General features: G+C 61.4%; 20 protein-coding genes, 1 tRNA gene and 1 pseudogene. 11 read left to right on the top strand and 11 right to left on the bottom strand.

Features of this window, described 5'->3' with window-relative positions; translation table 11 throughout:
• Positions 1–78: 78 nt before the first annotated feature.
• Positions 79–1,542, bottom strand: a complete 1,464-nt coding sequence (locus Q0025_RS00110; RefSeq protein WP_297294961.1) for a catalase — start codon at positions 1,540–1,542, stop codon at positions 79–81.
• A 242-nt stretch (positions 1,543–1,784) separates the two neighbouring features.
• Here Q0025_RS00110 and Q0025_RS00105 point away from each other — a divergent pair, with 242 nt between their 5' ends.
• Positions 1,785–2,693, top strand: a complete 909-nt coding sequence (locus Q0025_RS00105; RefSeq protein WP_297294960.1) for a LysR substrate-binding domain-containing protein — start codon at positions 1,785–1,787, stop codon at positions 2,691–2,693.
• Between the two features lie 89 nt (positions 2,694–2,782).
• Here Q0025_RS00105 and Q0025_RS00100 read toward each other — a convergent pair whose 3' ends face one another.
• Together Q0025_RS00100 and Q0025_RS00095 are read right to left on the bottom strand one after the other, a co-directional pair.
• Positions 2,783–3,025: a hypothetical protein gene (locus Q0025_RS00100; protein WP_297294959.1), complete on the bottom strand. Its 243-nt coding sequence runs from the start codon at positions 3,023–3,025 to the stop codon at positions 2,783–2,785.
• A gap of 253 nt (positions 3,026–3,278) precedes the next feature.
• Positions 3,279–3,824 carry an AraC family transcriptional regulator gene (locus Q0025_RS00095; RefSeq protein ID WP_297294958.1) on the bottom strand — a complete coding sequence of 182 codons (546 nt, stop codon included), beginning with the start codon at positions 3,822–3,824 and terminating at the stop codon, positions 3,279–3,281.
• Positions 3,825–4,482: 658 nt separating this feature from the next.
• On the opposite strand from Q0025_RS00095, the gene Q0025_RS00090 reads away from it, so the two are divergent.
• Positions 4,483–5,229, top strand: a complete 747-nt coding sequence (locus Q0025_RS00090) for an aquaporin (RefSeq protein WP_297294957.1) — start codon at positions 4,483–4,485, stop codon at positions 5,227–5,229.
• An 86-nt stretch (positions 5,230–5,315) separates the two neighbouring features.
• Here Q0025_RS00090 and cueR read toward each other — a convergent pair whose 3' ends face one another.
• Complete coding sequence (gene cueR / locus Q0025_RS00085; RefSeq protein ID WP_297294956.1) at positions 5,316–5,768, bottom strand: Cu(I)-responsive transcriptional regulator; 453 nt, start codon at positions 5,766–5,768, stop codon at positions 5,316–5,318.
• 34 nt (positions 5,769–5,802) lie between these two features.
• On the bottom strand, positions 5,803–8,289 hold the full coding sequence (locus Q0025_RS00080; RefSeq protein WP_297294955.1) for a heavy metal translocating P-type ATPase: 2,487 nt from the start codon (positions 8,287–8,289) through the stop codon (positions 5,803–5,805).
• 162 nt (positions 8,290–8,451) lie between these two features.
• Here Q0025_RS00080 and Q0025_RS00075 point away from each other — a divergent pair, with 162 nt between their 5' ends.
• The 4 genes from Q0025_RS00075 (at position 8,452) to Q0025_RS00060 (ending at position 11,881) form a co-directional block, all read left to right on the top strand.
• Complete coding sequence (locus tag Q0025_RS00075) at positions 8,452–8,664, top strand: heavy-metal-associated domain-containing protein (protein ID WP_297294954.1); 213 nt, start codon at positions 8,452–8,454, stop codon at positions 8,662–8,664.
• Between the two features lie 134 nt (positions 8,665–8,798).
• The gene (locus tag Q0025_RS00070; protein WP_297294953.1) at positions 8,799–9,368 is read left to right on the top strand and encodes an HPP family protein; all 570 of its coding nucleotides are present in this window, start codon (positions 8,799–8,801) and stop codon (positions 9,366–9,368) included.
• Between the two features lie 153 nt (positions 9,369–9,521).
• A complete protein-coding gene (locus Q0025_RS00065) occupies positions 9,522–10,433 on the top strand; it encodes an SDR family oxidoreductase (protein ID WP_297294952.1) in 912 nt (303 codons plus the stop codon).
• A 296-nt stretch (positions 10,434–10,729) separates the two neighbouring features.
• The gene (locus Q0025_RS00060; RefSeq protein WP_366939369.1) at positions 10,730–11,881 is read left to right on the top strand and encodes an MFS transporter; all 1,152 of its coding nucleotides are present in this window, start codon (positions 10,730–10,732) and stop codon (positions 11,879–11,881) included.
• Positions 11,882–11,883: 2 nt separating this feature from the next.
• Here Q0025_RS00060 and Q0025_RS00055 read toward each other — a convergent pair whose 3' ends face one another.
• The 3 genes from Q0025_RS00055 to Q0025_RS00045 all read right to left on the bottom strand — a co-directional run bounded on the left by Q0025_RS00055 (position 11,884) and on the right by Q0025_RS00045 (position 17,149).
• Complete coding sequence (locus Q0025_RS00055; protein WP_297294950.1) at positions 11,884–14,046, bottom strand: malate synthase G; 2,163 nt, start codon at positions 14,044–14,046, stop codon at positions 11,884–11,886.
• On the bottom strand, positions 14,039–15,652 hold the full coding sequence (gene pckA / locus Q0025_RS00050; protein ID WP_297294949.1) for a phosphoenolpyruvate carboxykinase (ATP): 1,614 nt from the start codon (positions 15,650–15,652) through the stop codon (positions 14,039–14,041). Before pckA ends, Q0025_RS00055 begins: the two co-directional genes overlap by 8 nt.
• 168 nt (positions 15,653–15,820) lie before the next feature.
• Positions 15,821–17,149 carry a UDP-glucose/GDP-mannose dehydrogenase family protein gene (locus tag Q0025_RS00045; RefSeq protein WP_297294948.1) on the bottom strand — a complete coding sequence of 443 codons (1,329 nt, stop codon included), beginning with the start codon at positions 17,147–17,149 and terminating at the stop codon, positions 15,821–15,823.
• 222 nt (positions 17,150–17,371) lie between these two features.
• On the opposite strand from Q0025_RS00045, the gene Q0025_RS00040 reads away from it, so the two are divergent.
• From Q0025_RS00040 to Q0025_RS00030, 3 genes are all read left to right on the top strand, one after another.
• Entirely contained in the window at positions 17,372–18,760 is a 1,389-nt protein-coding gene (locus Q0025_RS00040; RefSeq protein WP_297294947.1) for an NAD(P)/FAD-dependent oxidoreductase, read from the top strand.
• A gap of 5 nt (positions 18,761–18,765) precedes the next feature.
• The gene (locus Q0025_RS00035; RefSeq protein WP_297294946.1) at positions 18,766–20,256 is read left to right on the top strand and encodes a HAMP domain-containing sensor histidine kinase; all 1,491 of its coding nucleotides are present in this window, start codon (positions 18,766–18,768) and stop codon (positions 20,254–20,256) included.
• Between the two features lie 119 nt (positions 20,257–20,375).
• Positions 20,376–20,452: transfer RNA gene (locus Q0025_RS00030), tRNA-Arg, on the top strand.
• A gap of 103 nt (positions 20,453–20,555) precedes the next feature.
• On the opposite strand, the gene Q0025_RS00025 is transcribed toward Q0025_RS00030, so the two are convergent.
• The 3 genes from Q0025_RS00025 to Q0025_RS00015 all read right to left on the bottom strand — a co-directional run bounded on the left by Q0025_RS00025 (position 20,556) and on the right by Q0025_RS00015 (position 22,846).
• Complete coding sequence (locus tag Q0025_RS00025) at positions 20,556–21,287, bottom strand: hypothetical protein (RefSeq protein ID WP_297294945.1); 732 nt, start codon at positions 21,285–21,287, stop codon at positions 20,556–20,558.
• Between the two features lie 561 nt (positions 21,288–21,848).
• A complete protein-coding gene (locus tag Q0025_RS00020) occupies positions 21,849–22,691 on the bottom strand; it encodes a Crp/Fnr family transcriptional regulator (protein WP_297294944.1) in 843 nt (280 codons plus the stop codon).
• Complete coding sequence (locus Q0025_RS00015) at positions 22,610–22,846, bottom strand: hypothetical protein (RefSeq protein WP_297294943.1); 237 nt, start codon at positions 22,844–22,846, stop codon at positions 22,610–22,612. Before Q0025_RS00015 ends, Q0025_RS00020 begins: the two co-directional genes overlap by 82 nt.
• 372 nt (positions 22,847–23,218) lie before the next feature.
• Between Q0025_RS00015 and Q0025_RS00010 the strand changes: the two genes are divergently transcribed.
• Both Q0025_RS00010 and Q0025_RS00005 read left to right on the top strand, forming a co-directional pair.
• On the top strand, positions 23,219–23,458 hold the full coding sequence (locus Q0025_RS00010) for a hypothetical protein (protein WP_297294942.1): 240 nt from the start codon (positions 23,219–23,221) through the stop codon (positions 23,456–23,458).
• Positions 23,459–24,023: 565 nt separating this feature from the next.
• Positions 24,024–24,125 (top strand): annotated as a pseudogene (locus Q0025_RS00005) (nuclear transport factor 2 family protein); the annotation flags it as partial.

Raw genomic sequence — 24,125 nt, 5'->3', positions numbered from 1 at the left:
TCTGTCGCGAACCGGCCGGTTGCGAGGCTCTGGCCGATTGAGTTGGACGGCGGACTCCGGTCCGCCGTCCAAAATGTCTTAGAGCGTGCCCTTTGCGAACTTAACGAGGGCGTCGGCAACTCCCTTCCCGTAGGCAGGGTCGGCTTTGCTGCAATTGGCCACGTGCCGCTCCTGAATGTGCTTGGCAGCCTGACCGACCTGACGTGCGGTATTATCGAACAGGATCTGCTTCTGCTTTGGCGTCATCTTTCGGAAGAGATCGCCCGGCTGCTGCCAGTGATCCTCGTCAACACGGTGGTCCCAATGCGCCGCCGCGCCGGTCCATTCGAGCGGCGGATCGTTCAGCTGAGGCTGATCCGTCCACTCGCCGTGGCTGTTCGGCCAATAAGTCGGCGTACGGCCTAGGTTGCCATCGGTCCGCATCGCGCCATCCCGATGATAGCTGTGGAACGGGCACTTCGGCGCGTTGACGGGGATGTGGTGGTGGTTGACGCCGAGGCGGTAGCGCTGCGCGTCTCCGTAGGAGAATAGGCGCGCTTGCAGCATTTTGTCGGGCGACCATCCGATGCCCGGAACGATGTTCGCCGGCGAAAACGCAGCTTGCTCGACCTCGGCAAAAACGTTTTCGGGGTTCCGGTTGAGCTCGAAATACCCGACTTCGATAAGCGGATATTCAGCCTTCGACCAGACTTTCGTCAGATCGAAGGGATTGAACCGGTAAGCTTTCGCCTGCTCGTCTGTCATGACCTGGATGAAGACATTCCAGCGCGGAAAATCGCCTTGCTCGATGCTGTAAAACAGATCGCGCTGGTGGGTCTCACGGTCCGACCCAACCAGGGCCTGTGCTTCCTCGTCCGTAAGGTTTTCGATACCCTGTTGCGTGCGGAAGTGAAATTTGACCCAGGTGCGTTCGTTGTCCGCGTTGATGAAGCTATAGGTGTGGCTGCCGAACCCGTGCATGTGCCGGTAGCTTTTCGGGATGCCGCGCTCGCTCATGACAATCGTCACTTGGTGCAGCGCCTCGGGCAACAGCGTCCAAAAGTCCCAATTGTTGTCGGGGCTGCGCATGCCCGTGCGAGGATCGCGCTTGATGGCATGGTTCAAGTCGGGGAAACGCAGCGGATCGCGAAAGAAGAAGACCGGGGTATTGTTGCCGACGACGTCCCAATTGCCCTCTTCGGTGTAAAACTTCAGCGCAAATCCGCGGATGTCGCGTTCCGCGTCTGCCGCGCCGCGCTCGCCGGCCACGGTCGAGAAGCGAGCGAACATCGGCGTCTGCTTGCCGATCTGCGAGAAGATCTTTGCCTTGCTGTAGCGCGTGATGTCGTGGGTGACGGTAAATGTGCCATACGCGCCCGAGCCTTTGGCATGCATGCGCCGCTCCGGAATCACCTCGCGGTCGAAATGTGCCAGCTTCTCGATCAGCCAGACGTCCTGCAATAACGCCGGCCCGCGCGGGCCCGCTGTCAGGATGTTGACGTTGTCCGTCACCGGGGTTCCCGAGGCATGGGTCAGAAGCGGGATTTTCGGTTTTTCATTCATCTTTCTCTCCTAGCGCAAACGCTCGGGAGACCATGCCAGCGTCCCTTCGACGGAAAAATGATAAGCACGCTATCTGATTGAGAGGCGTTTCCTTATAATCCCGGTCCGGCGCAAGAAGGCCTGTTTTCGAAGCAAATTGGCGGTCGGCCATATGCCGCACCCCTCCTGCCATCGGATTGCTCGATGCCGAACCCGTTAGTACCTACCTGCATAGGTGCCGCCTACGAAAAGGACTCCGAGCAATGAACCTTTCGGGCCTGTCCCTGCGCGATCTCGAATATGTCGTCGCGATCGCCGACCACGGCAGCTTTGTGCGGGCCGCGGAGCGCTGCCGCGTGGCGCAGCCGTCGCTGTCTGCTCAAGTCCGCAAGCTTGAGACCTGGCTGGGCGTCGTGCTCTTTGAGCGTACCACACGACGGGTGATCGTCACCGCCGAGGGCCAATCATTCGTCGAACAGGCCCGTCGCGTGCTCGCCGAGGCGCGGCTTCTCTTCACGATTGCGCAGCGGTCGGACAAGCCATTTGGCGGCTCACTGCGGCTCGCTGCCATTTCGACGCTCGGGCCATATCTCTTTCCGCGCATTCTGCCGGGGATTCGCAAAAAATATTCCGATCTTACGCTCATCCTCAGCGAAGGCTTGACCGCTGAACTTGTGCCAAGGCTGGCCGAGGGCGAAATTGACGCCGTGCTGCTCTCTTTGCCGCAAGCCGACCCCGCTTTGATGACGACGGCAATTTTTTCGGAACCCTTCCTGCTGGCGTGTCCCAAGGGGCATCCCGCGTCTCGAAAGGGCGGCCCGAGCTGGGAAAGGCTTGATGCCGAGGAGCGGCTTCTTCTCGAGGAGGGGCATTGCTTGCGCGATCAAGCGCTCGTCGGCTGCTCTGCCTCGGGCCGCACCAATCGTCTCGCCACCAGTCTCGAAACCTTGAAATATATGGTCGCCGCGGGAGAGGGCTGCACGCTCGTCCCGGCCCTGGCCATCTCCGAGCGCGACGTTGTCGTTTATTCGCACCTGCCGGGCACGACATATTCCAGAACGATCGGGCTTGCCTGGCGTCGTAGCGATCCGCGTGGATCGGAGTTTTCCGCCCTTGCAGGCAAGTTGAAGCAGATTGCAAATTCGTTTGATGCCGCACTGCGCGCGCCGTGAATAAGCGGACCTCGCGTCGACCCTGATGCCCGGCCAACGCCCCAGGACAAGGGCGTCGGCCGGCGAGCAGTTCACTTCGACAGATTCTACTATTCCGGGCGCATCCCGCTCCGCAGCGCAGACGAATCACCCGCAGCGCGGACAAATTCCGCCCGATGCGGCGTGGTCACGAAATGCCCGGCCGAACCCAACGCTTCGAAGTCTTCTGCAGGGGGCTGGATGCTGAAGGGCACCGCATCACTTTCCGGGCGCATGCCGTCATGCAGCGCAGACGCATGTGCCGAAACGACGGAAGCAGCGAGGATAACAGGAAGCAACAGGGCGTATCTCATTTGAACCTCTCTTCTCGAAGACGGACAGAACCTCGCGGTCCTCCAGTTTGTGTGCTGGATGCGTCGGTCAGAGCCAGTCTTCTCGGCTGGTATGAAAGTACTCTCGTCGTGCGAGAGCGCAGAGAGGAATTGCCAGTTTTGCGTCAATAGGAGAATGACAAGCAATCTATTCGATTGAAAGGAACCGCCTCATAATCTGGCTCTGCAATGCGGCCAGGAGCGACCCGGGGAACGGATAGTGCTTGCGCGAAAATCATTCCAGGCTATGGCGGAATTGCGTCGGCGTCGTCCCCGTGATTTTGCGGAACGTCGCCGTGAAATTGCTTGCGTAGCCAAAGCCGCAGGCCAGCGCGATTTCGAGCATCGGCCGCTTCAGATCGGCAAGAAGCGTCTTCGCGCGCGCGATGCGCCTCTCCTGCTGATACCGATACGGCGGAACCCCGAAACTCCGCCTGAAGGCGCGGCTGAAATAGGCCGGGCTCAAATGCGCGAGGCGCGCGAGTTCGGCGAGCGATATGTCCAACGCAAGATTGTCCTCGATGTATTGGCATGCAACCCGTTTCTGCCAGCCGCTGAGGCCGCCGCGCAGGTGAGGTGCGCCACTGATCGCGCCGCGCTGGAGTTGAAGCAGTTCGATCGCCAAAGTGGTGCTCAGCGTCTCGACATAGAGCCGGGTCCCGCTCTCCGGGCGTTCGATGAGAGCGGCGAGCTTGGCGACGGTGGTCCAAAGGCCTGAATTCTCGAAGAAAAGATGCGGTTCAAAGCCGAGCATATCCGGTTCGAGTTCCGGATCGATCATCAGAGCGGCTGGCGGAAGGTAAAAATAAGCAACGCGCGGGAGTACCCGCGGCGTGAAAGAACCGGAAAAATTCCGTCCTGCCGGGATGAAGCACATGCGGCGGCTGAAATCGTGAAGGCGTGACGGAGGCAGTCCCTCTATTTTCGTCTCACCTGCTATGCGGATCGCGCGATCGCAGGCGATGAACAGATGCGTGGGAGCCCGGTAATGATACTCGAAAGGCTTGCCGCTGGTGTATTGCACGATTTCCGCCGAAAGGCTGTGCCAAGATGCCCACCGGCGCTTAGCTGAATCGGCGGGTGAGACGTTTACCTGCGCCGGCAGCTCGGCCATCGCTTGATCTCCGTTATAAACTGACGAGCGATTTGCAGTGCCGACGTGTCTTCGTAGAGTCAGCCAGGCACTTTCGGCGCCATCGCTCGCTCAACGAAGATGGTCGCGCGAAAGCGCTTTCGAAGCTCTGCAATACGATTTGCCGAACAACTTTCAGTGAGATGCCCACAGTTCTAACCGGCAGCATTGTTAGCGATCTCGATCAATTTTCGGACAAGACAGAATCGATTGGCGCAATATCGAATAAGAGTTGACGCCATCCCTCACCCAAATCCCGGGGCGCGGTGCATTCAGCACCGTAATCCACGTCAGTGAGGGATTCTCCATGTCACAAATGCTCCCAGCGAAGCTGCTCGCTGAATTCATCGGCACGTTTACGCTCGTCTTTATTGGCGCAGGGGCTGGCGCCTTAATTGGAGGCGCGGGCCCCGCGGGATTGGTGGGGGTCGCGCTCGCCCACGGTCTCGTCGTTTTCGTTTTTGCCAGCGCTTACGGACCGATCTCCGGAGGGCACGTCAATCCCGCCGTCACCGTGGGTGTGCTTGCGGCCGGCGCTATGAGACTGGGTGAGGCGGCCGCCTATATCGCGGCACAGCTTGTCGGCGGCATCATCGGAGCCGAGCTGCTTCGCTTTGTCCTCGGCGGTGCCGCCACTGGACTCGGCGTTCCGACACTGGCCAAGGGGATCGCGATCGGATCGACCTTGATCACAGTGACGCCTGCCGCGGGCTTCGTGCTTGAGGCTCTGCTCGCCTTCTTCCTTGTCACCGTCGTCCTTTCCACGGCCGTCGCCGGGCGAACCGGCCACCTCGCCCCGCTCGCCATCGGGATGACGCTCGTCTTAAATATTCTCATGGGTGGCCCGCTGACCGGTGCAGCCTTTAACCCGGCCCGCGCTCTCGGGCCGATGGTCGCGACCGGCACCTTCAGCCACGCGTGGCTTTATGCCTGCGCTCCAATCGCTGGCGCCGTCTTTGCGGCCCTCGTCCACGCTGGGCTTGGAAAGCTGACGCGCGGCCCGGCAATGGAGCGCGCGCATGTGTCGGCCGCTGCGGTTCAGACCACGGCTTGAGGCAATTGAATCATGGATTGAGACCGCCGGCGCGATCTCAATCCATTAGAACGGCGCTTTACGTCTGCCGCGTTGGGTTCAGCCGCTCAACTGAGAATAGCGCCGACCAAGCCGCGCGAGCGCTTCCATTTGGTGCGTGCGGGCCCGGCGCGCGGCGTCTCCAGATCAGCCAGGATTGGACATTCTGGCCGATTATCGCCCGAACAAGACGCCGCCAGATGCTCAAGCGTGGCCGCTATTTGCTCCAGTTCTTCGATTTTTCTGCGCAGCTCCGCGATATGAGCCTCTGCGATGCGCTTGACTTTGGCGCTGTGACGATTCCTGTCTCGCCAGAGCTGCAGAAGGTTCGCGATCTTGGCAATCGAAAAGCCGAGGTCGCGGGCTCGGCGGATAAATCGCAAAACATGTACGTTCTCTTCGGAATAGCTGCGATATCCGGCCGCCGTCCTAGCCGCGGGCGGAATCAGCCCTGTCTGCTCGTAATAGCGAATCATCTTGGCGCTCACGCCTGAAGCGCGTGCGGCTTCGCCGATGTTCATAGCGCACTCCTCTACGCCACTGTGCTCGATTCAATCAGGCAGTCCCTCTCCTCGCTAGCGCGAAGTGGCGAAGCCGAAGCGAATTGCCAAGAACGAAGACACTTGAGAAGGCCATCGCGCTCGCTGCCAAAATAGGCGAAAGCAAAATGCCCCACAACGGATATAAGATGCCCGCTGCAACCGGGATCAGCAGGGTGTTGTAAGCGAACGCCCAGAACAAGTTCTGCCGAATATTCCGAATCGTCGCTCTCGACAATGCGATGGCATTGGGTACGCCGCGAAGGCTGCCCGACATAAGTACCACGTCCGCGGTCTCGATAGCGATATCGGTTCCGGCGCCGATTGCAAGGCCCACATCGGCCTCTGCTAGAGCTGGAGCGTCGTTGATACCGTCGCCGACAAAGGCCAAACAGCCGTGCTCGTTTTTAAGCCGCCGCAGCGCCTCGACCTTCTCGTTAGGCAAGACCTCTGCCACGACTTCATCGATTCCGATCTTTCGTGCGATCGCTGCGGCAGTCCGACGACTGTCTCCGGTGATCATAACAACCTTGAGACCGAGCGCGCGGAGCGTCGTGATAGCCTCCGGGGTCGTCGGCTTGAGTGGATCGGCGACCGCGATCATAGCTGCAACCTGCCCCTCGACGGCGGCATAGAGCGGGGTTTTACCTTCGGCGGCCAACCGCTCGGCGGCCTCGGCGAAGACATCCACGTCTAGCCCGAGTTCGCGCATGTAGCGATCCGCTCCGATTTCGACACGCTCGCCCTCCACGTCCGCACGGACACCGAGACCCGTCAGAGATTCAAACCCCGCGACTCGAGGAAATGCAGCGCCAGCATCTCGAGCGGCCTTGACAATCGCCTGGGCCACCGGATGCTCCGATTTCGCTTCGACCGCAGCGATTCGCGCAAGCACACTTATACGATCGAAGCCTCCGGCGACCGCTAGATCAGTGAGCGTCGGCCGCCCTTCGGTCAGCGTCCCCGTCTTGTCAACGGCGATGACCTTCGCACCCCTGAGGAGCTGAAGCGCCGCTCCCCTGCGGAACAGAACGCCGATCTCGGCTCCGCGGCCGGTACCGACCATGATTGAGGTCGGCGTCGCAAGACCCATCGCGCAAGGGCAAGCAATGATGAGGACCGCGACGGCATTCACAATTGCAAAGGGAAATGCTGTCTCCGGTCCAAAGGCAAGCCAGAGAATGAAGGTCAGCACGGACACGGCCATCACCGCCGGTACAAACCACATCGTTACCTTGTCAACCAAAGCCTGAATCGGAAGCTTTGATCCCTGAGCCTCCTCCACCATCCGGATGATCTGCGAAAGTACCGTCGCCCCTCCGACGGCAGTGGCGCGAAGCGTAAAAGCGCCTTTCTGGTTGATCGTACCGCCGATGACAGTGTCGCCCGGGGCCTTCGCGACAGGAATTGGTTCGCCGGTGACCATGGATTCGTCAATATAGCTACCGCCTTCGACCACCTCGCCGTCTACGGGAAGGCGCTCTCCTGGACGTACCTCGACAACGTCGCCCGGTACGACATCGTCAATGGCAATCTCGCGTACATGATCGTCGCGTCTGACTCGCGCGGTGCGCGCCCGTAGTCCGACCAATCGCTGGATGGCTTCGGACGTTTTTCCCCGCGCGCGTGCCTCTAGAAAGCGTCCGAGCAGAATCAGCGTCACGATGACAGCTATCGCCTCGTAATAGACATTGACAGTACCCATCGGCAAAACGCCGGGCGTGAAGGTCGCGACTATCGAGTAAGCGTAAGCCGCGATCGTGCCAACCGCGACCATTGAGTTCATGTCCGGCGCCATCCGGATCAGCGCGGGCATTCCCTTCCTGTAAAAGCGCAGGCCGGGGCCAAATACGACGAGCGTTGTCAAGATGAACTGCAGATACCAATCCCACCGCGCCCCAACGTCACGCGCGACAAAGCTATGAAATGCCGGCACCACATGTGGGCCCATCGCAAATACGAATATCGGTAAGCTCAAGAGCGTAGCAACGGCAAGGTCTCGCCCCAGATCCGTCAGTTCAGCGTTCCTTCGCGCTGCTGTTTCGGCAGCTTGCGCCAGGCTATCCTGCGTGGCTCGCGCCTTATAGCCTGCGTTCTCGATCGCCCGGACCAGAGATGCAGGATCCGCGCTGCCCTGAATCGTTGCACGCTCAGCGGCCAGATTGACGTCCGCACTCGCGACACCCGGTACTGCAGAAAGCGCTCGTTCGACGCGGCTTACACATGAGGCACATGTCATGCCCTCTACGGTTAGCGCGATTGTCCTCGACGGAATAGAATAACCGACACGTTCAATCGCGGCGGACAAAGCGCGAGAGTCGACAGAGGCATTGAACGTCACTTCCGCCTTCTCGGTCGCCAAGTTTACGTTTGCGCTTATAACGCCGGGCACTGCCTTTAAGGCTGTCTCGACTCTCCCGACACAGGAGGCGCAACTCATGCCCTCGATCAGCAGCACAACGGCTTCGGTTGAGGCAGAATGGTCTTTGACTGGCGCGTTCACGGGTCACCCCTTCCGAGAAGATTAGGACTGTCCGAAAAATGGGGCTTCCAACGATAGGAAGGTCAAGGCCAAGCAGCACGAAGTTTTTTCCGCCCGTGCCTTGACCTTACAACGATGGGAACCGCCATTTGAATTTGTATGGGACACGCAAAGGAGGTTCTCATGCGGATCTATATTAAAGACATGGCATGCGGCGGTTGCGCGCGGAGCGTCACGAAGGCTATCGAATCCGTCGATCCCAAAGCCAATGTCGCCATCGACCTGGACAATCGAAAAGTGGACATCGTTTCGGAACGTCCGGCCGTCGAATTTGAGCGCGCACTTGCAAATGCGGGCTACCATATGGCTCTGCAGAGCGAGACGGCAGGCGGCTGACCTCGCTCCAATACCGCCCAAAAAGTCTTTTTGCGGACGATCAAGCCGCGGCTCAGAATTGCCCTAGGGCTGATGTCGCACGCGCCTTGCAAGACGCACCGTAAGTCCGCTTCCGATTTGGCGGAGCGCGCTCGGTGACTCTCGGCGTGATGAAAATGCTCTTCCGTCTGATCAGCGCTCTGCGAGCGGAAATGAAGTCTGGAGCTCAGATGCTAGCCTGCCTATTCAAATCCTGGGGCACCTCGCACGGTCTTACTATGCCCCGGTCTTTGTGGATGGGCGCTTTACTCGTCAGCTTCACATCCATTCACGTTTCGGGAGCGATTTTTCTCATACCTCCATTCGCGGCAACGTTGGCGATCCTGGCTTATCTGCCCGAGGTTTCGATCGCCCAACCTTTGCCGGTCGTGTGCGGATCCGTCACCGGAGCAGCGATGGGGACGCTATTGAGCTTATTGTTCGGTTTTGGTCCCAACGTCGCGGTGTTGGCGGCACTCGGCGCTATGATCATGCTGCCCTCATTGCGAATCTTCCACCCGCCCGGCGTCGCGCTGGCGATGTATCCCGCGCTTTTGCACCCGACCCCGTGGTTCGCCGTCGAAATCGTGTTGCCTTTCAGTATCGCTGCGGTGCTCTCCGCTTGCATCATGAGTCGCTTATTGATCAGCTGGCCGCCTTATCCGATGCCGTTGCGAACCGAATGAACCCATTGGTATCTTGTATCGGATCAGGAGAACAACGGCGTCGGCCGCAGGCTCCCAGCTCGACGCTGGCGCGGGGAACGGCCCGTCGCGCCTAACCCATCACGCAACTCAAAAGGCACTCCGGCGTTGTTGGCCCACACCGATGAGGCCAATATGAACGAGCACGTCAAGAACGCAGAGATCCTGCCGCTCAACGACCCGACGCGCAAATATCCTAAGCCGCCTTACAAGAAGCAGGCGCAATCTTGGCCGGGTCTTGCTTGCAAAATGGATCCACCGCCGGATCATGGCGAGACGAGCTATCGTGGATCGGGACGTCTGCTGGGCCGCAAAGCCTTGATCACAGGGGGTGATTCCGGCATGGGCCGCGCCGCGGCGATCGCCTACGCGCGCGAGGGCGCTGACGTTGCGATCAATTATTTCCCGAGCGAGGAGGAGGATGCGCAAGACGTCGTCCGCCTCATCAAGGATGCGGGGCGCGTCGGCCTTGCGCTTCCTGGAGACCTGCGCGACGAAGCCTTTTGTGGGAGGCTTGTCGAAAATGCGCTGCGCGGCCTCGGCGGACTCGATATTATCGTGAGCAATGCCGGGCGCCAGCAGGCGCGCGAATCGATTCTCGACATTTCGTCCGAGGATTTCGATGCGACGATGAAGACAAACATTTATGCGCCGTTCTGGATCCTTAAGGCGGCGCTCCCGCATTTACGGCCGGGCGCGGTAATCATCGCGACGACGTCGGAACAAGCCTACGATCCTTCACCGCAGCTCTATGATTATGCGCAGACCAAAGCGGCGACGATGAATTATGTGAAATCGCTGGCGAAACAGCTTGGGCCGAAGGGGATCCGCGTCAACGGCGTCGCGCCGGGCCCCATTTGGACGCCCCTGCAAGTCTCCGGCGGCACGACAATGGACCGTCTTGAGCGTTTCGGCGGCCACACGCCGCTTGGCCGCGCCGGCCAACCCGCGGAACTGGCATCGATCTACGTGCAGCTCGCCGCGGACGATGCGAGCTATGCGACCGGACAAGTCTATGGCGCCGCTGGCGGCAGCGGCCAGCCCTGAGGCTTATTTACGGCCGCAGATTACGGTCGCAGACATGGACGACATTGCGGCCGGCGTTCCGGACGACGGGGCGGCGACCGACCAGAGACGCCTCTCACGGATCGGTGATCTGAAACGCCGACAAAAGCGGCCGCCCAATCTTGCCGGCTCGGCTGGCGGTCGCCATCTTCCGCGCGAGTCACAAGGCGCAAAGCGCTATCGAAGGGAGGAGAAGCAGATATCGCAATGGAGTGATCCGGTTGACTGTGAAAGACGCGCCACAACCCTGGCCGAGCCTCGTCATTTTCGCTTTGGCTATGGGTGGCTTTGCAATCGGCGTCACCGAATTTGCGACGATGAGCCTGCTTCCCTATTTCGCCAAAGACCTCGCCGTGGATGCGCCGACGGCCGGCCATGCGATCAGCGCCTATGCCCTGGGCGTCGTTGTCGGCGCGCCGATCATTGCCGTGCTTGCCGCGCGGATGGCCCGGCGGACCCTGCTCATTATCCTGATGGGCGTTTTCGCGCTCGGCAATGCACTCGCGGGACTGGCCCCGAGCTATGGCTGGCTGGTGGTCTTCCGTTTCCTAAGCGGCCTGCCGCATGGCGCCTATTTCGGCATCGCCGCCATGCTGGCCTCATCGCTCGTCCCGGCGAATAAGCGCACCCGGGCGATCGGCCAGATTTTCCTCGGTCTCACCGCGGCGACGGTCATCGGTGTACCAGCGGCGAACTGGCTCGGGCAGGAGATCGGCTGGCGCTGGAGTTTTGGCGCCGTCGCGCTGCTCGGCGTCACTGCATTGCTGCTCGTCGCCGTGCTCACGCCTTATGATGAGCCGGACACGGCAGCAAGTCCGCTACGCGAACTCGGCGCGCTGAAACGGCCGCAAGTCTGGCTGACGCTAGCGATCGGCGCCATTGGTTTCGGCGGCCTTTTCGCCGTCTACACCTATCTTGCCTCGACGCTCGCCGACGTGACGCACGTCTCGAGCCTCTATCTGCCGCTCGTGCTCTGCGCCTTCGGCCTCGGCCTCACAGCGGGCAATCTGGTCGTGCCGCTTTTCGCCGATCGCGCCCTGATGCCGACCGCCGGTGCGCTGCTCGTCTGGACCGCGGCGATGCTCGCCCTCTATGCTTTCGCCGCGCAGAATATCTGGGCGGTCAGCGTCGACGTCTTTCTGATCGGCTGCGGCGGCGCGCTTGCGACCGTCTTGCAAACGCGGCTGATGGATATTTCCGGCGAGGCTCAGGCGCTGCCGGCGGCGCTCAACCATTCTGCCTTCAACACCGCCAATGCGATCGGGCCTTGGCTCGGTGGCATGGCGATTGGCGCCGGCTTCGGCTGGACCGCGACCGGCTGGGTCGGCTTCGCGCTGGCGCTCGGCGGCTTGGCGATCTGGCTTCTGTCAGTCGCGATCGACAGCCGTATCGAGGGAGAGCCTAAGCTCGTGGAAGATGCGGCCGAGTAGCGTCAGGCCGCCTGGTCCTTCGCCTCGCGCCGGCGTGCGTGCAGAATCCATTCGGTATAGCCGTTGGGCTGCACCCGGCCCTTGAAGATCAGGTCTTCCGCCGCCTTGAAAGCCGGGCCGTCGAAGCCGGGCGCCATCGGTCGGTAGGCCGCGTCGCCGTCGTTTTGCCGATCGACGATCGCCGCCATGCGCTTCAGCGTATTGGAGACCTGCGTCTCACTGACAATGCCATGGTGCAGCCAGTTGGCGATATGCTGGCTTGATATGCGCAAGGTGGCGCGATCTTCCATCCGCGCGACGTCGTGGATGTCGAGGACTTTCGAGCAGCCAATCCCCTGATCGATCCAGCGCACGACATAGCCCAGAATGCCCTGGCAATTGTTGTCGAGCTCTTCCTGCACCTCATCCGGCGCGAAGTTTCCACGCGAGATCGGAATGGTCAAAAGATCGGAGAGCTTCGCCGATGGCCGGGCGCGCAACTCCTTCTGTCGCTTGAAGACATCGATGCGGTGATAATGCGTCGCATGCAACACCGCCGCCGTCGGCGACGGCACCCAGGCAGTGTTCGCGCCCGAGGTCAGATGCGGAATCTTGTCGACCAGCATGCCCGCCATGCTATCCGGCATGGCCCACATGCCCTTGCCGATCTGCGCCCGGCCCGGCAGACCGCAGCGCAGGCCGACATCGACATTCAAATCTTCATAAGCCGCGATCCATTTCGTTTTCTTCATCTCTTCTTTGCGGATCATCGGCCCGGCTTCCATCGATGTATGGATCTCGTCGCCGGTGCGATCGAGGAAACCGGTGTTGATGAAGACCACGCGATTGGCAGCCGCCTTGATCGCCGCCTTAAGATTGGCGCTGGTACGCCGCTCCTCGTCCATAATGCCCATTTTGAGCGTGAAGCGCGGCAGGCCGAGAACATCCTCGACCGCCGTGAAAAGCCGGTCGGCAAGCGCGACTTCTGCCGGCCCATGCATCTTTGGCTTGACGATATAGACCGACCTTTTGGCGCTGTTACGCCGGCCGGTCTTGTGCAGATCATGGATTGCGATCAGCGCCGTCACGGCCGCATCGAGCAAGGTTTCCGGGATTTCAGCGCCGTTCGCGAGCACCGCATCGGTCATCATGTGATGGCCGACATTGCGGATGAGCATCAGACTGCGGCCGGAGAGCGCCAACGGCGTACCGTCCGGCCGGACGTAGAGGCGATCTTCGGCGAGCCGGCGTTCGATCTCCTTGCCGTTCTTCTCCACCGTGGTTGAGATCGTGCCCTGCATGAGGCCAAGCAGATTGCGATAGAGGCCAATCTTGTCGCTTGCGTCGACGGCAGCGACGCTGTCTTCGAGGTCCATGATCGCCGTCAATGCGGCTTCGATGACGATGTCGGCAACGCCCGCCGGATCGTCGGCGCCGATGCGGTTCGCACGATCGATGACGATCTCGATATGCAGGCCGTTATTTCGCAAGAGGATCGCGCCGGGCGCGCCCGCCTCGCCGCGATAGGCGCGCAACTGCGCCGGATTTCTCAAGCCGACTTTCGTTCCATCAGCCAGGCGGGCCTGGAGCTTGCCGCCTTCGACGCGATAAGCCTCGACGGCGCTGTGGCTCGCGCCGGCGAGCGGCACGGCCGCGTCGAGAAATTCGCGGCCCCAGGCGACGACACGGGCGCCGCGGATCTTGTTATAGCCCTTGCCGCGCGCGCCGCCGTCGGCGGAGGAAATCGCGTCAGTGCTGTAGAGCGCTTCGTAGAGCGAACCCCAGCGGGCATTGGCGGCGTTGAGCGCATAACGGGCGTTCGATGCCGGCACGACCAATTGCGGCCCCGGCACCAGCGCAATCTCGTCATCGACATTTTCGGTTGCAATCGAAAAATCCGGCGGCTCAGGCACGAGATAGCCGATCTCGCGCAGAAAATGCTCGTAATCGGATTGATCGAACGGCCGGCCGCGATGGCCGACATGATAGGCATCGATCTTGTCTTGCAGAGCATCGCGAATTTGCAATTGGGCGGCGATCTGCGGCGCGAATTCACTGACGAGTTTTTCAAAGCCCGTCCAGAAGGCGCCGACGCTGACACCGGTGCCGGGGAGCGCCTCGGCGGCGAGGAAATCATAGAGCATCTTGGCGACCTTGAGACCGCCGACAGATTGATAGTCACGCATGGACGGGCTTCTCCTGCGCACCCAATTCCGCCGCGAACGCACCGGCAAATCTGGAAAAATTCTCTTCAAACAAGCGGGCGAGATGGCGCGCCTGCGCGGCATAGGCTTTGGCGCTCGGCCAAGTCTGCGACGGATCGAGCAAGCCGTCCGGAACGCCCGGCACATGCAGCGGCACATGCAAGCCGAAATAAGGTTCGACGCGGAATGCGACTTGATCGAGCCCGCCGCTGAGTGCGGCGCGCAACAGCGTACGCGTGTGAGCGATTGAAATGCGCTTGCCGACGCCATAGGGGCCGCCGGTCCAGCCGGTATTAACGAGCCAGACTTGCGCCTTCTGCTCGGACAAATAGCGCATCAGAAGCCGGCCATAGACCTCGGGAGGGCGCGGCAGGAACGGCGCGCCGAAACAGGCGCTGAAGGTCGCCGAAGGCTCCTTGCCGAGGCCCTTTTCGGTGCCGGCGACACGCGCCGTATAGCCTGAAAGGAAATGAACCATGGCCTGCGTCGGCGTCAGCCGCGCCAGCGGCGGCATGACACCGAAAGCATCGGCCGTCAGCATCACGACGTCGCGCGGCGCGGCGCCCTGCCCGCTCGGCTCGGCATTGGCGATGAAGTCGAGCGGATAGCAGGCGCGCGTATTGGGCGTCAGTGAATCGTCGTCGAGATCGATCCCGCCGTCAGGATCGACCGGCACATTTTCAAGCACGGTGCCGAAACGGTGCGAGGCTGCCCAAATTTCAGGCTCCGCCTCTTGCCGCAGGTTAATGACTTTGGCGTAGCAACCGCCCTCGAAATTGAAAACGCCGTCCGGCGACCAGGCATGTTCGTCGTCGCCGATAAGCCGACGCTCGGCGTCGGACGACAACGTCGTCTTGCCCGTGCCGGAGAGGCCAAAAAACAAGGCCGTATCTCCTGCGGGGCCGATATTGGCGGAACAATGCATCGGCAACACGCCCTTCGCCGGCAGCAGCCAATTCATGACGGTGAAAATCGCCTTCTTGATCTCCCCTGCATATTGGGTGCCGGAAATGACGATCAGCTTTTGGGCAAAGGACAAAGCGACGGCGGTCGCCGAGCGCAAGCCGCAGCGGTCCGGATCGACCGCGAGGTCTGGCGCATGCAAAATCACATAGTCCGGCGCGAAGGTCTCCAGTTCGTCCGCGGGCGGACGGATAAACATATTGCGGGCGAACAGCGCATGCCACGCATTGGTGGTGACGAGCCGCACACGCAGGCGATGCTCCGGCGCCGCGCCGGCATAAAGGTCTTGCGTGAACAGGACCTGGCCTTGCAGATAGCCGCGCACATGGTCACTCAACACGGCGAAATTGGTAGGCGAAAGCTTCTGGTTGACGTTACCCCACCAAATGTCGGAGCGCGTTTCCGGCTCGTCGACAATGAATTTATCCTGCGCCGAACGGCCGGTATGTGTTCCGGTGCGCACGACGAGCGCACCGTCGCCGGAGAGCCGACCCTCGCCGCGCTGAAGCGCCAAAGCGACGAGCGGTGCCGCATGAAGATTGGCCTGCACCGCTAGCGCGCCGGCGAGCCCGGTGCCCGCGAGCACTGCGGCATCCGGTTCCCGGGTTCGCGTGATCATATTCATTGCTGCGGCCTCCAGACCCAATGTCTGGCCGGTCATCGCCGCATTCAACGCTCGAAACAATTGGACTTTCTGCTGATGGGCTTATCAGCAGTCGGACGCAAATACAGGCGAGCCCGCGCTTCTGCGCGGGCTCCGACTAAAGTACGAGACGCTACGCCGAGTTCGACTTCATTCGGCCGCCAAAGATGACGGCCCTTCCGGCCGTCCGATCGAGAGATATTTGAAACCCTGGCGGCGGACTTCGTCCGGCGTATAAATATTGCGCAGATCGACCAGGATCGGCTCGGACAGAAGCTCTTTGACGCGGCCGAGATCGAGCGCGCGGAACGCATCCCATTCGGTGACGATGACGAGCGCCGACGCGTCCTTACAGCAGCTATAGGGGTCGCCGAAGTAATTCAAATTTTCCAGATAATGCCGCGCCTGCTCCATCCCTTCGGGGTCGAAGGCATTGACCTTGGCGCCGGCATCTTGAAGTGCGGTGATGATCGAGATCGCCGGCGAATCGCGCATGTCGTCGGTGTTCGGCTTGAAGGTGAGCCCAAGCACGGCGATCGTCTTATTGCGCACCGAGCCGCCGCAAGCGGCAAGCACCTTGCGCGCCATGGCGCGCTTCCTCTGGTCATTGACGGCCGCGACGGTTTCGACGATGCGGATCGGCGCACCATAATCCTGCGCCGTCTTGATCAACGCTTGCGTATCCTTCGGGAAGCAGGAGCCGCCGTAGCCGGGGCCGGCGTGCAGAAATTTCGAACCGATGCGATTGTCGAGGCCGATGCCGCGCGCAACATCCTGGACATTGGCGCCGACTTCCTCGCAGAGACTCGCGATTTCGTTGATGAACGTGATCTTCGTCGCGAGAAACGCATTGGCGGCATATTTGGTCAATTCCGACGTGCGCCGGTTGGTGACGAGAATCGGCGCCTGATTGAGATAAAGCGGCCGGTAAATTTCGCGCATCACCGCCTCGGCGCGCTTGTCCTCGACGCCGATTACGATCCGGTCGGGGCGTTTGAAATCGGCGATCGCCGCACCTTCGCGCAGAAACTCGGGATTGGAGACGACAGCGAAATCGGCGTCGGGGCGTACTTCGCGGATGATCCGCTCGACGTCATCGCCGGTGCCGACCGGCACGGTCGACTTGGTCACGATGACGGTGAATCCCTCGATCGCCGCCGCAATGTCACGGGCGGCCTGATAGACATAGGTGAGGTCGGCATGGCCGTCGCCGCGCCGCGACGGCGTGCCGACGGCGATGAAGACGGCCTGCGCCTCGCGCACCGCCGAGAGGTTGTCGGCAAAGGTCAGCCGGTTCTGCCGCACATTGGTCATCACCAATTCGGCGAGCCCCGGCTCATAAATCGGCATCTTGCCGGACTTCAGCGCCTCGATCTTCGCCGGGTCATTGTCGATGCAACAGACCTTATGACCGAAATCGGCGAAACAAGCCCCCGACACCAGACCCACATACCCTGAGCCGACCATAGCGATTTGCATTTTTCGCTCCTAAAGCGCCGCGACCCTTATGGGACTTGCGACCGAAACGTTGCCAGTGCCATTTTGACGACCGTGAGGCAACGGATCGATGACACAGGCTCGAAACAACGCCGCGTTCCGGACTGGCACGGTCTCGGGCAAGTCTTTGTCGAGATTAGGGAAGGCTGGGCAGCGTCGCCGCCGGGGCCTGTTGCCGTCAAGCAAGCCTAGCGGGATAGCCGCATGACAGACGTATTGCAATGCGATCTCTGCATTCTGGGCGGCGGCGGCGCGGGGCTGGCCGCGGCGCGCGCCGCAGCCCGGCTCGGCGCAAACGTCGTCGTCGTCGAAAAGCGGGCCCTTGGGGGCACTTATCTGACACGGACGATCCCGGTTCAGGCTTTCTGCAGCGCCGCCATAAGGGCGGGCGCGGCCCGCAATGCCCACGTCGGCGGCGCCGCACCGAAAATCGATTTCGTGCGCCTGCGCGCCGATGTCCTCGCTGCGATGAAGGATTTCGCCGGCGATTATGCACCGGGACCGCTCGCGGCGCTCAAGATCGAGATCGTCCGCGGCCTTGGCAGCTTCAGCCGGTCGACGCGGGTGGAAGCGGGTGGCCGCTCGATCGAGGCCAAGCATTTCATTCTGGCGACCGGGTCCATGCCGGCGCCCGCGGCGTTGCCCGGCCAAGAATTGATCCGTCCGCTGCTGCTCGAAGATCTGCTGACGATCGATCGGCCGCCGGAAAGCCTCATCATCGTTGGCGCGACATTTCAGGGGCTGGTTTTGGCGCAGGCCTTCCTGCGGCTCGGCACCCAGGTCACCCTGCTCGAGCAGGGCGCCATCCTGCCAAACGAAGACGCTGAACTCCTTGCCCCCGTGCTCACCCAACTCGCGCGTGAAGGCCTACGGCTCTTTTCGCATGCCGAAATCGGCGGCCTCGAGCCGGCGGGCGGCGGCGTCCGCCTTCATATCAAGGGACAGGCGAGCCCCTTCGACGCCGCACAGATCATCTTCGCCGGTCCCCCCCTGCCCCTGGTCGAAGGCCTGGGGTTGAAGAATGCTCAGGTCACCTATGCAAATTCCGGCATTCTGACCGACGCGCAGGGCCGCACCAGCAATCGCCACATCTATGCCATTGGCGATGCCGCAGGCGGTTCGGAGTCGAGCCTGTCGGCGCTTGGCCAGGCCGAGCGCGTCGCCCGGCATCTTGCCGGTCACAGCGGCTCGATGGCGCCGATTGCCCGCATTCTCGAAACCGATCCCGAAATGGCCACCGTCGGCCTCAGCGAAGCCGCGGCGCGAGAAAAATATCGCTCGATCGGTATCTTGCGTGCCACTCTCGGCGAAACCACACGCGCCCGCCTCTCCGGCAGGCTGGACGGACATGTCAAGATTGTGACGAATGCCGCTGGCACGATCCTCGGCGCCGGCTTGGTCGGCCCAAGCGCGCGCGAGCTGATCGGCATCTTCAGCGTCGCCATAGACCGGCGCATGAAAGCGGCCGACCTCGATGTCGTCGCCAATGCGCCAACTTTAGCGCAAGCCGCGTCAAATGCCGCCCTTGCATCTCCCTCCCAAGTCGGCAAAGCTCTGTACAGGCGGCCTTTTTGGCTGCGTCGTACAAACTAGGCGCGATGCGGGACTTTATAACCGTCAACCAGCAGCCTGATGCCGGCAAAGGCTCTTCGCAATTGCAGGGCCTGCGCGGACGGCCTCGGTTTGGCCTCGCGACGCGGACGCTTTTGTCCGTCATTGCTTTCGTGATGGCAGCGGAAATCATTATCTACGTGCCGCTCGTCGTCAATTTCCGCGACAATTGGCTGCGCAACCGTCTCAGCGCCGCCTATACCGCGACCCTGGTGCTCGAAGCGGCGCCGCGGGCGATGGTCTCCGAGCAATTGTCGCGGCAATTGCTCGACAGCGTAGGCGCCCGCATCATCGTCCTGCAGGCGCATGGGACGCGGCAGATTCTCGCGGCGGCAAGCCTGCCGCCGGCCGTCGATGAATTCTACGACCTGCGCCAGGCCACATTCTTGCAACAACTCGCCTCGACCTGGCGGACCTATTTCGCCGACGACCATCGCGTTCTGACCGTATTCGGCGCGGCGCCAATGGGCGGCGAAGCCATCGAAGTCACGATGGACGAAGGTCCGGCGAAAGCCGCGCTGCACGTCGTCGCGGCGCGGGTTCTGACGATTTCCATGATCGTCTCGGCGATCGTCGCGGCCCTCGCCGTCACGATCCTCAATCTTCTGGTGCTGCGGCCGATGCGCCGCCTCACCACGAACATCACCGAATTCGGCGCCGATCCTGAGAACGCCAATCGGATTATCGTTCCGTCCGGCCAGACCCACGAGATCGGCCGCGCCGAGGAAGCGCTGGCGACGATGCAGGATACGCTCGTCCGCGAATTGACGCAGAAGAAGCATCTGGCCGCGCTCGGCCTTGCCGTTGCCAAGATCAATCACGACCTGCGCAACATGCTCGCCTCGGCGCAGCTTCTGTCCGACCGGCTCGCCAATGTCACCGATCCGCTGGCGCAGCGCCTCGCGCCGAAGCTCGTCGCGACCCTCGATCGGGCCATCCGTTTCTGCCAGGCGACGCTCACCTATGGACGGGCGACGGACGAGGCGCCGAAGCCGCGGCTCATCGATCTGCGCGCCGCGGTCGACGAGGCTGCTGAATCCGTCTGCCCCAGCGGCCTCGGCCGCATTGCGATCATCAACGACGTCTCCTCGGGCTTCAGTCTTTGGGCGGACCCGGAGCATCTGTTCCGGGTGATGGTCAATCTGATGCGCAACGGCGTCGAAGCGCTGGACCGTGCCGGGCCGGCGCGCGGCCGGACGGCACAGATCAGGGTCTCGGCGCAATTCGGCGGCGATGACGCGATTCTCGAAATCACCGACACCGGGCCGGGCGTGCCGCCGAGCGTCCGCGCGCAGCTTTTCACACCTTTTTCGAGCTCCTCGCGGCCGGGCGGCTCGGGCCTCGGCCTGGCCATCGCCGCCGATCTCGTCCGCGCCCACGGCGGCAGCATCGAACTTTTGCCGGAGGCCGACGACGAAACCGCCGGCGCGACCTTCCGAATCACGTTGCCGCAACGCCGTCCTGCGGCGGCGGCCTAAGGGGCGATGCGACTGCCTGTTGCCATGCCCGGCCTGAGCCGCTAAAGGAGGCCGTCCATCCCTGGGATCGACACCTTCCGGTCAGATCGGCAAGTTTTCGTCTTCCCTTGGGAATCTGCGCGCCCGTAGCTCAGCTGGATAGAGCACTAGACTACGAATCTAGGGGTCAGGAGTTCGAATCTCTTCGGGCGCGCCACTTCGCATATGCATCCGAGTATCGGTGCGCCGCGATGACCTTCGAATGCTTCCGGCTGGGTTGATTTGTTTCCAACCGCCCAGCCGGTTAGTAAATCAGGCCGCTAAAAGCGAAAACCCAAGACCGCGCCATACTGCGCGCCAAATCCATTGGCCTTCTCGCCGGCCAACTTGCCTTGGAAGTCGAACGCGCCAACCTCGGGGGTGAGTGAAACCACATCGGTCAGCCTGACCTTGATGCCTAGTCCGGGGCCAAATGCTTCGAAATGATTGGCAGTGGAGCCGCCCCCTGCCGTTGGGATGAATGTATAGACATAACGCAGGTCCGCGAACGCGGTGTAACCCGGCGCGATCGCGTGGCTCATTACCAGATCCGCGCCGGGGCTCCATGCGCTTCGTGGGTTATTTTGCATGTCGAGGAAGGCATAGCCAACCCCAGCAACAAATGCGACCTGCCAAGGTGCATCCTTTGGCGTGAACCGATGTTTGATGTCGATCTCGCTACCCAGAGACGGGCCCACGCTGGAAAAGGGAAGCGCAACGGTTGCCAAGCGATAACCGATATCCCAGCCGTCAGCCAATCCCGCCCGCACACCCGCATGAGCGAGAAACGGGGTGAAGCTGGTAAGTTTCGGATCGCCTACAGATGAAATCTGTCCTCCCGTCCCTGCGATAGCGGAAAACCCTCCCGGCGGGAGCGTGTCTGCGGGAGAGAAACCCAACAACCAAGACCCTGCTCGGGCCTGCGCAGGCACCAGTATCGCCGCAAGCGCGACGGCTAGGATGACGGTGCTGTAAGGAAGGGGTTGTGAAACTGAACTGCGGCATTCGTCCATGCGCAAACTCCTCGACGATTCGAGCGTTGCGCAGAGCTTGGACGGAGTCCGTCTGATGGGGAGTCTGCATTTCCCCTATGCCCGCATATGGCAAGATGCGCCAAATGGCAATATCCCCGCTTCCGATGTTTGAAGGGATACCGCCGACGCAGCGCATGCTTGTGGGGTGCATTTGGCCGACGCGCGGCGCGCCATCGCCTTCCTCCGCCCGACACCACCGGTTGCGAGCTCTTCTACGCCGCCGCGCTGCGGATGTGTCAGATAATGCCGGCGACGAGCCTCGGGCTAGGCGCAGAATTCCCAATGCTGCGAAGCGAAGACGCGCTATAGGGCCGTGTCGAATCCGCGGGCAATCTTGTGCGGAATCCCCCCTGCGAATAACGGGCCGAGCAGAGAGGAAACTCTGACTCGGCCCTGACCATGGCCAAGATTGTTAGAAAATGGGCAATGGCCACCCTTCCATAGCAGAAAAATGTCGTGATGCGATGCTTTCTCGCGCGCTTACATTTTTTTGATGATCTTTTTTCCATCGGCTTCGCTGCCTCGCGGGAAGCGCCGGAACTATCGGGGCCGCCTGACCTGGTATAAGTAGGTCGGATCGAATTGCGCAAAAACCTTGAGCGCTTCCCAATCGAGAACCGTCACGGTCTTATTTTGCCAACTCACAAATCCCCGCGCCCGGATGTCCTGCACAGCGCGATTCACGTGAACGGTCGATAGGCCGAGTATGTCCGCGACAGAAGCTTGCGTCGCCGGAAACTCGAAGGATTGGCCCGCGATGAGACCGACGGCATGAAGCCGCTGATAGAGTTCGCAAAGGAGATGGGCCAAATGAACGACGGTTTGTAGCCGCCCCATGTCCACGAGCCATTCGCGATGCATGGCGGCATCGACGAGCGTATTCAACCACAGTAAGCGCGTGAGATGAGGCTGCGTTTCGGTGATCTCCCGCAACCTCTCATGCGGGATCATCGCGACGCGGCAGGCCGATAAGGCCAAAACGCCGTGGTCCATCGGCTTCAGCAAAAAGCTGTGCAGGTCGACGAAGTCGCCAGGAATATGGACCGCTGAGATCTGCCGGGCGCCGTTTTCCAACGTTTTATATCGCGCGGCCCAGCCATCGACGAGGAGCGTGCTGAAAACCGGCGTGCTCCCCAGCGCCACGAGGTCCGTATCAGGCGCAAAGCTCCTGGTTCCGCTAATAGCTTGGTCGAGAGCGCGGGTCTCATCTTCCGAAAGCGCGTCGAAGTTTTGCAGTTTCTTTGTGAGCAGGCCATGCAGGTTGCCTGACTGAACGCTTTCGTTTCGTGCGGCTTCTTGGCTCAAGCGTCCTCCCCTCCCACTGCGGAAAATTGCAGTCTCAGGATGACTTTGCCTGCCTCGTCCGTCACCGTCATTTTCCACTCCTCTCCGTCAAGGGCTCCGTCGGCGTCCGCAAGCATTTCGCCCGCGGCTCGAATTGCCTCGCCGCGCACCGATTCCACGTCTGGCAGATCGGTCCCTATCTTGTCGGCCTTGTCTAACGAGCCATCTTCGATGCTGAAGAAGAACTTTGGCATCTGGTTCCATCCGGTGCGGATCGTGAGCTGCCGCGGAAAATGTCCAGTTGGGGCCGAAGGTTCCTGCCCCGCATCAGCGTCGAACCGGCAGCATGGGAAGCGCTGGATTTGCGGGCGTGGCACAGCGGGCTTTCGCGCCAAGGTTCAAGGTTGCCTTGGCCTCGACATCAGCCGCGCATGGCGAACGAGATAATCGTCACCTTTACGTCGGCATCGGCCTTTGCCGCCTCCGGCGGTCTCGCCGCCAGGCCTTATCCGAGTCGATATTGTTGATTTGGAACGGCAGGAATTCGATTTTCTGCGGGGCACGCCACCGTTCGAACACTTACATGCTAGAGTAGGTTTTTCCGACGGCCTGAAAGGGCGTTCACGATGAGCGAAGACAACCCCGAGTCTAGGGTCAAAACGGCAATGGACGCAGAGCGGCAACGCTGCATCGAGCAAGTGCTGGCCTATGCCGCGCTGCGCGAACAAGCAGCCATCGATCTGGACAAAGCCGATGCCTCTGACGGCGATGAAAAACCGAGCGAAGGCGCGTCCGAACGCGCGCGGATGCAAGCCGACGTCGCGCGCGATATTGCGAGTTTTCTGGCCGAACAGCGCAAGACATAGCCTTCCTGGTGCGTTGTTTGTGGGCCGCCGGTCAGAGACAAGCTGAAGCTGCGCCTGCGGCGCGACCGTTCCGCGAGCATTGGGCCTGCGAGCGGCGTGCTAATCCAAGAAGACTTGCTATGATGGCTTGCTATGATGACCTCGGACCCTATCGCAAAGGGAGAACCATCCAATGCGACGGTACATTGTCACCCTTCGGCGAACCTTGGAAGCCATAGTGGAAGTGGACGCTCCTGACGAAACGGCGGCCATGGCCGAGGCACAGGCGCATTTATCGGCGGAGTGGCCATCATGGATGGTCCGCCCCGCGCCGAGACCTTCGGCGCCGCACATCCAGAACCAAAGCGACGGCGGTTGGAAAGCTGTCGAAGCCAATAAGATGTAATCTTGGCAGCCACCTCATGCCGTACGCGGTGAAGACATAGTCGCGAGTCTTCACGATCGTATCGCACGCAAAATCCACATTTCGCATCGTGACCCAGCAGGCCCGGGCGAATAGGAAATGCGCCGCGACCTGTCTTGCCGCGCACAGTTTGACGCCGATGACGATGATCAGGAGTTCGACATGGAGGACAAAGAGATTCGAGCGGCTCTGGATCGCCATTGGGCTGCCTCCGATGCAAACGATTTCGAAGCTGAGCACCAGATCTACCGCGACGACGCCGTG

The sequence above is a fragment of the uncultured Methylovirgula sp. genome (assembly GCF_947646745.1).
Lineage (GTDB): Bacteria > Pseudomonadota > Alphaproteobacteria > Rhizobiales > Beijerinckiaceae > Methylovirgula.
Note: the sequence above shows the minus strand (reverse complement) of the source record. Positions and strands in the feature narration are given on the sequence as shown.

Coding starts and splice junctions, on each gene's coding strand:
- Q0025_RS00010 (WP_297294942.1), top strand. CDS start 23,219: ATGAGCGAAGACAACCCCGAGTCTAGGGTCAAAACGGCAATGGACGCA.
- Q0025_RS00110 (WP_297294961.1), bottom strand. CDS start 1,542: ATGAATGAAAAACCGAAAATCCCGCTTCTGACCCATGCCTCGGGAACC.
- Q0025_RS00090 (WP_297294957.1), top strand. CDS start 4,483: ATGTCACAAATGCTCCCAGCGAAGCTGCTCGCTGAATTCATCGGCACG.
- Q0025_RS00065 (WP_297294952.1), top strand. CDS start 9,522: ATGAACGAGCACGTCAAGAACGCAGAGATCCTGCCGCTCAACGACCCG.
- Q0025_RS00060 (WP_366939369.1), top strand. CDS start 10,730: ATGGGTGGCTTTGCAATCGGCGTCACCGAATTTGCGACGATGAGCCTG.
- Q0025_RS00105 (WP_297294960.1), top strand. CDS start 1,785: ATGAACCTTTCGGGCCTGTCCCTGCGCGATCTCGAATATGTCGTCGCG.
- Q0025_RS00025 (WP_297294945.1), bottom strand. CDS start 21,287: ATGGACGAATGCCGCAGTTCAGTTTCACAACCCCTTCCTTACAGCACC.
- Q0025_RS00045 (WP_297294948.1), bottom strand. CDS start 17,149: ATGCAAATCGCTATGGTCGGCTCAGGGTATGTGGGTCTGGTGTCGGGG.
- Q0025_RS00035 (WP_297294946.1), top strand. CDS start 18,766: ATGCGGGACTTTATAACCGTCAACCAGCAGCCTGATGCCGGCAAAGGC.
- Q0025_RS00040 (WP_297294947.1), top strand. CDS start 17,372: ATGACAGACGTATTGCAATGCGATCTCTGCATTCTGGGCGGCGGCGGC.
- cueR (WP_297294956.1), bottom strand. CDS start 5,768: ATGAACATCGGCGAAGCCGCACGCGCTTCAGGCGTGAGCGCCAAGATG.
- Q0025_RS00075 (WP_297294954.1), top strand. CDS start 8,452: ATGCGGATCTATATTAAAGACATGGCATGCGGCGGTTGCGCGCGGAGC.
- Q0025_RS00015 (WP_297294943.1), bottom strand. CDS start 22,846: ATGCCAAAGTTCTTCTTCAGCATCGAAGATGGCTCGTTAGACAAGGCC.
- Q0025_RS00100 (WP_297294959.1), bottom strand. CDS start 3,025: ATGAGATACGCCCTGTTGCTTCCTGTTATCCTCGCTGCTTCCGTCGTT.
- pckA (WP_297294949.1), bottom strand. CDS start 15,652: ATGAATATGATCACGCGAACCCGGGAACCGGATGCCGCAGTGCTCGCG.
- Q0025_RS00055 (WP_297294950.1), bottom strand. CDS start 14,046: ATGCGTGACTATCAATCTGTCGGCGGTCTCAAGGTCGCCAAGATGCTC.
- Q0025_RS00095 (WP_297294958.1), bottom strand. CDS start 3,824: ATGATCGATCCGGAACTCGAACCGGATATGCTCGGCTTTGAACCGCAT.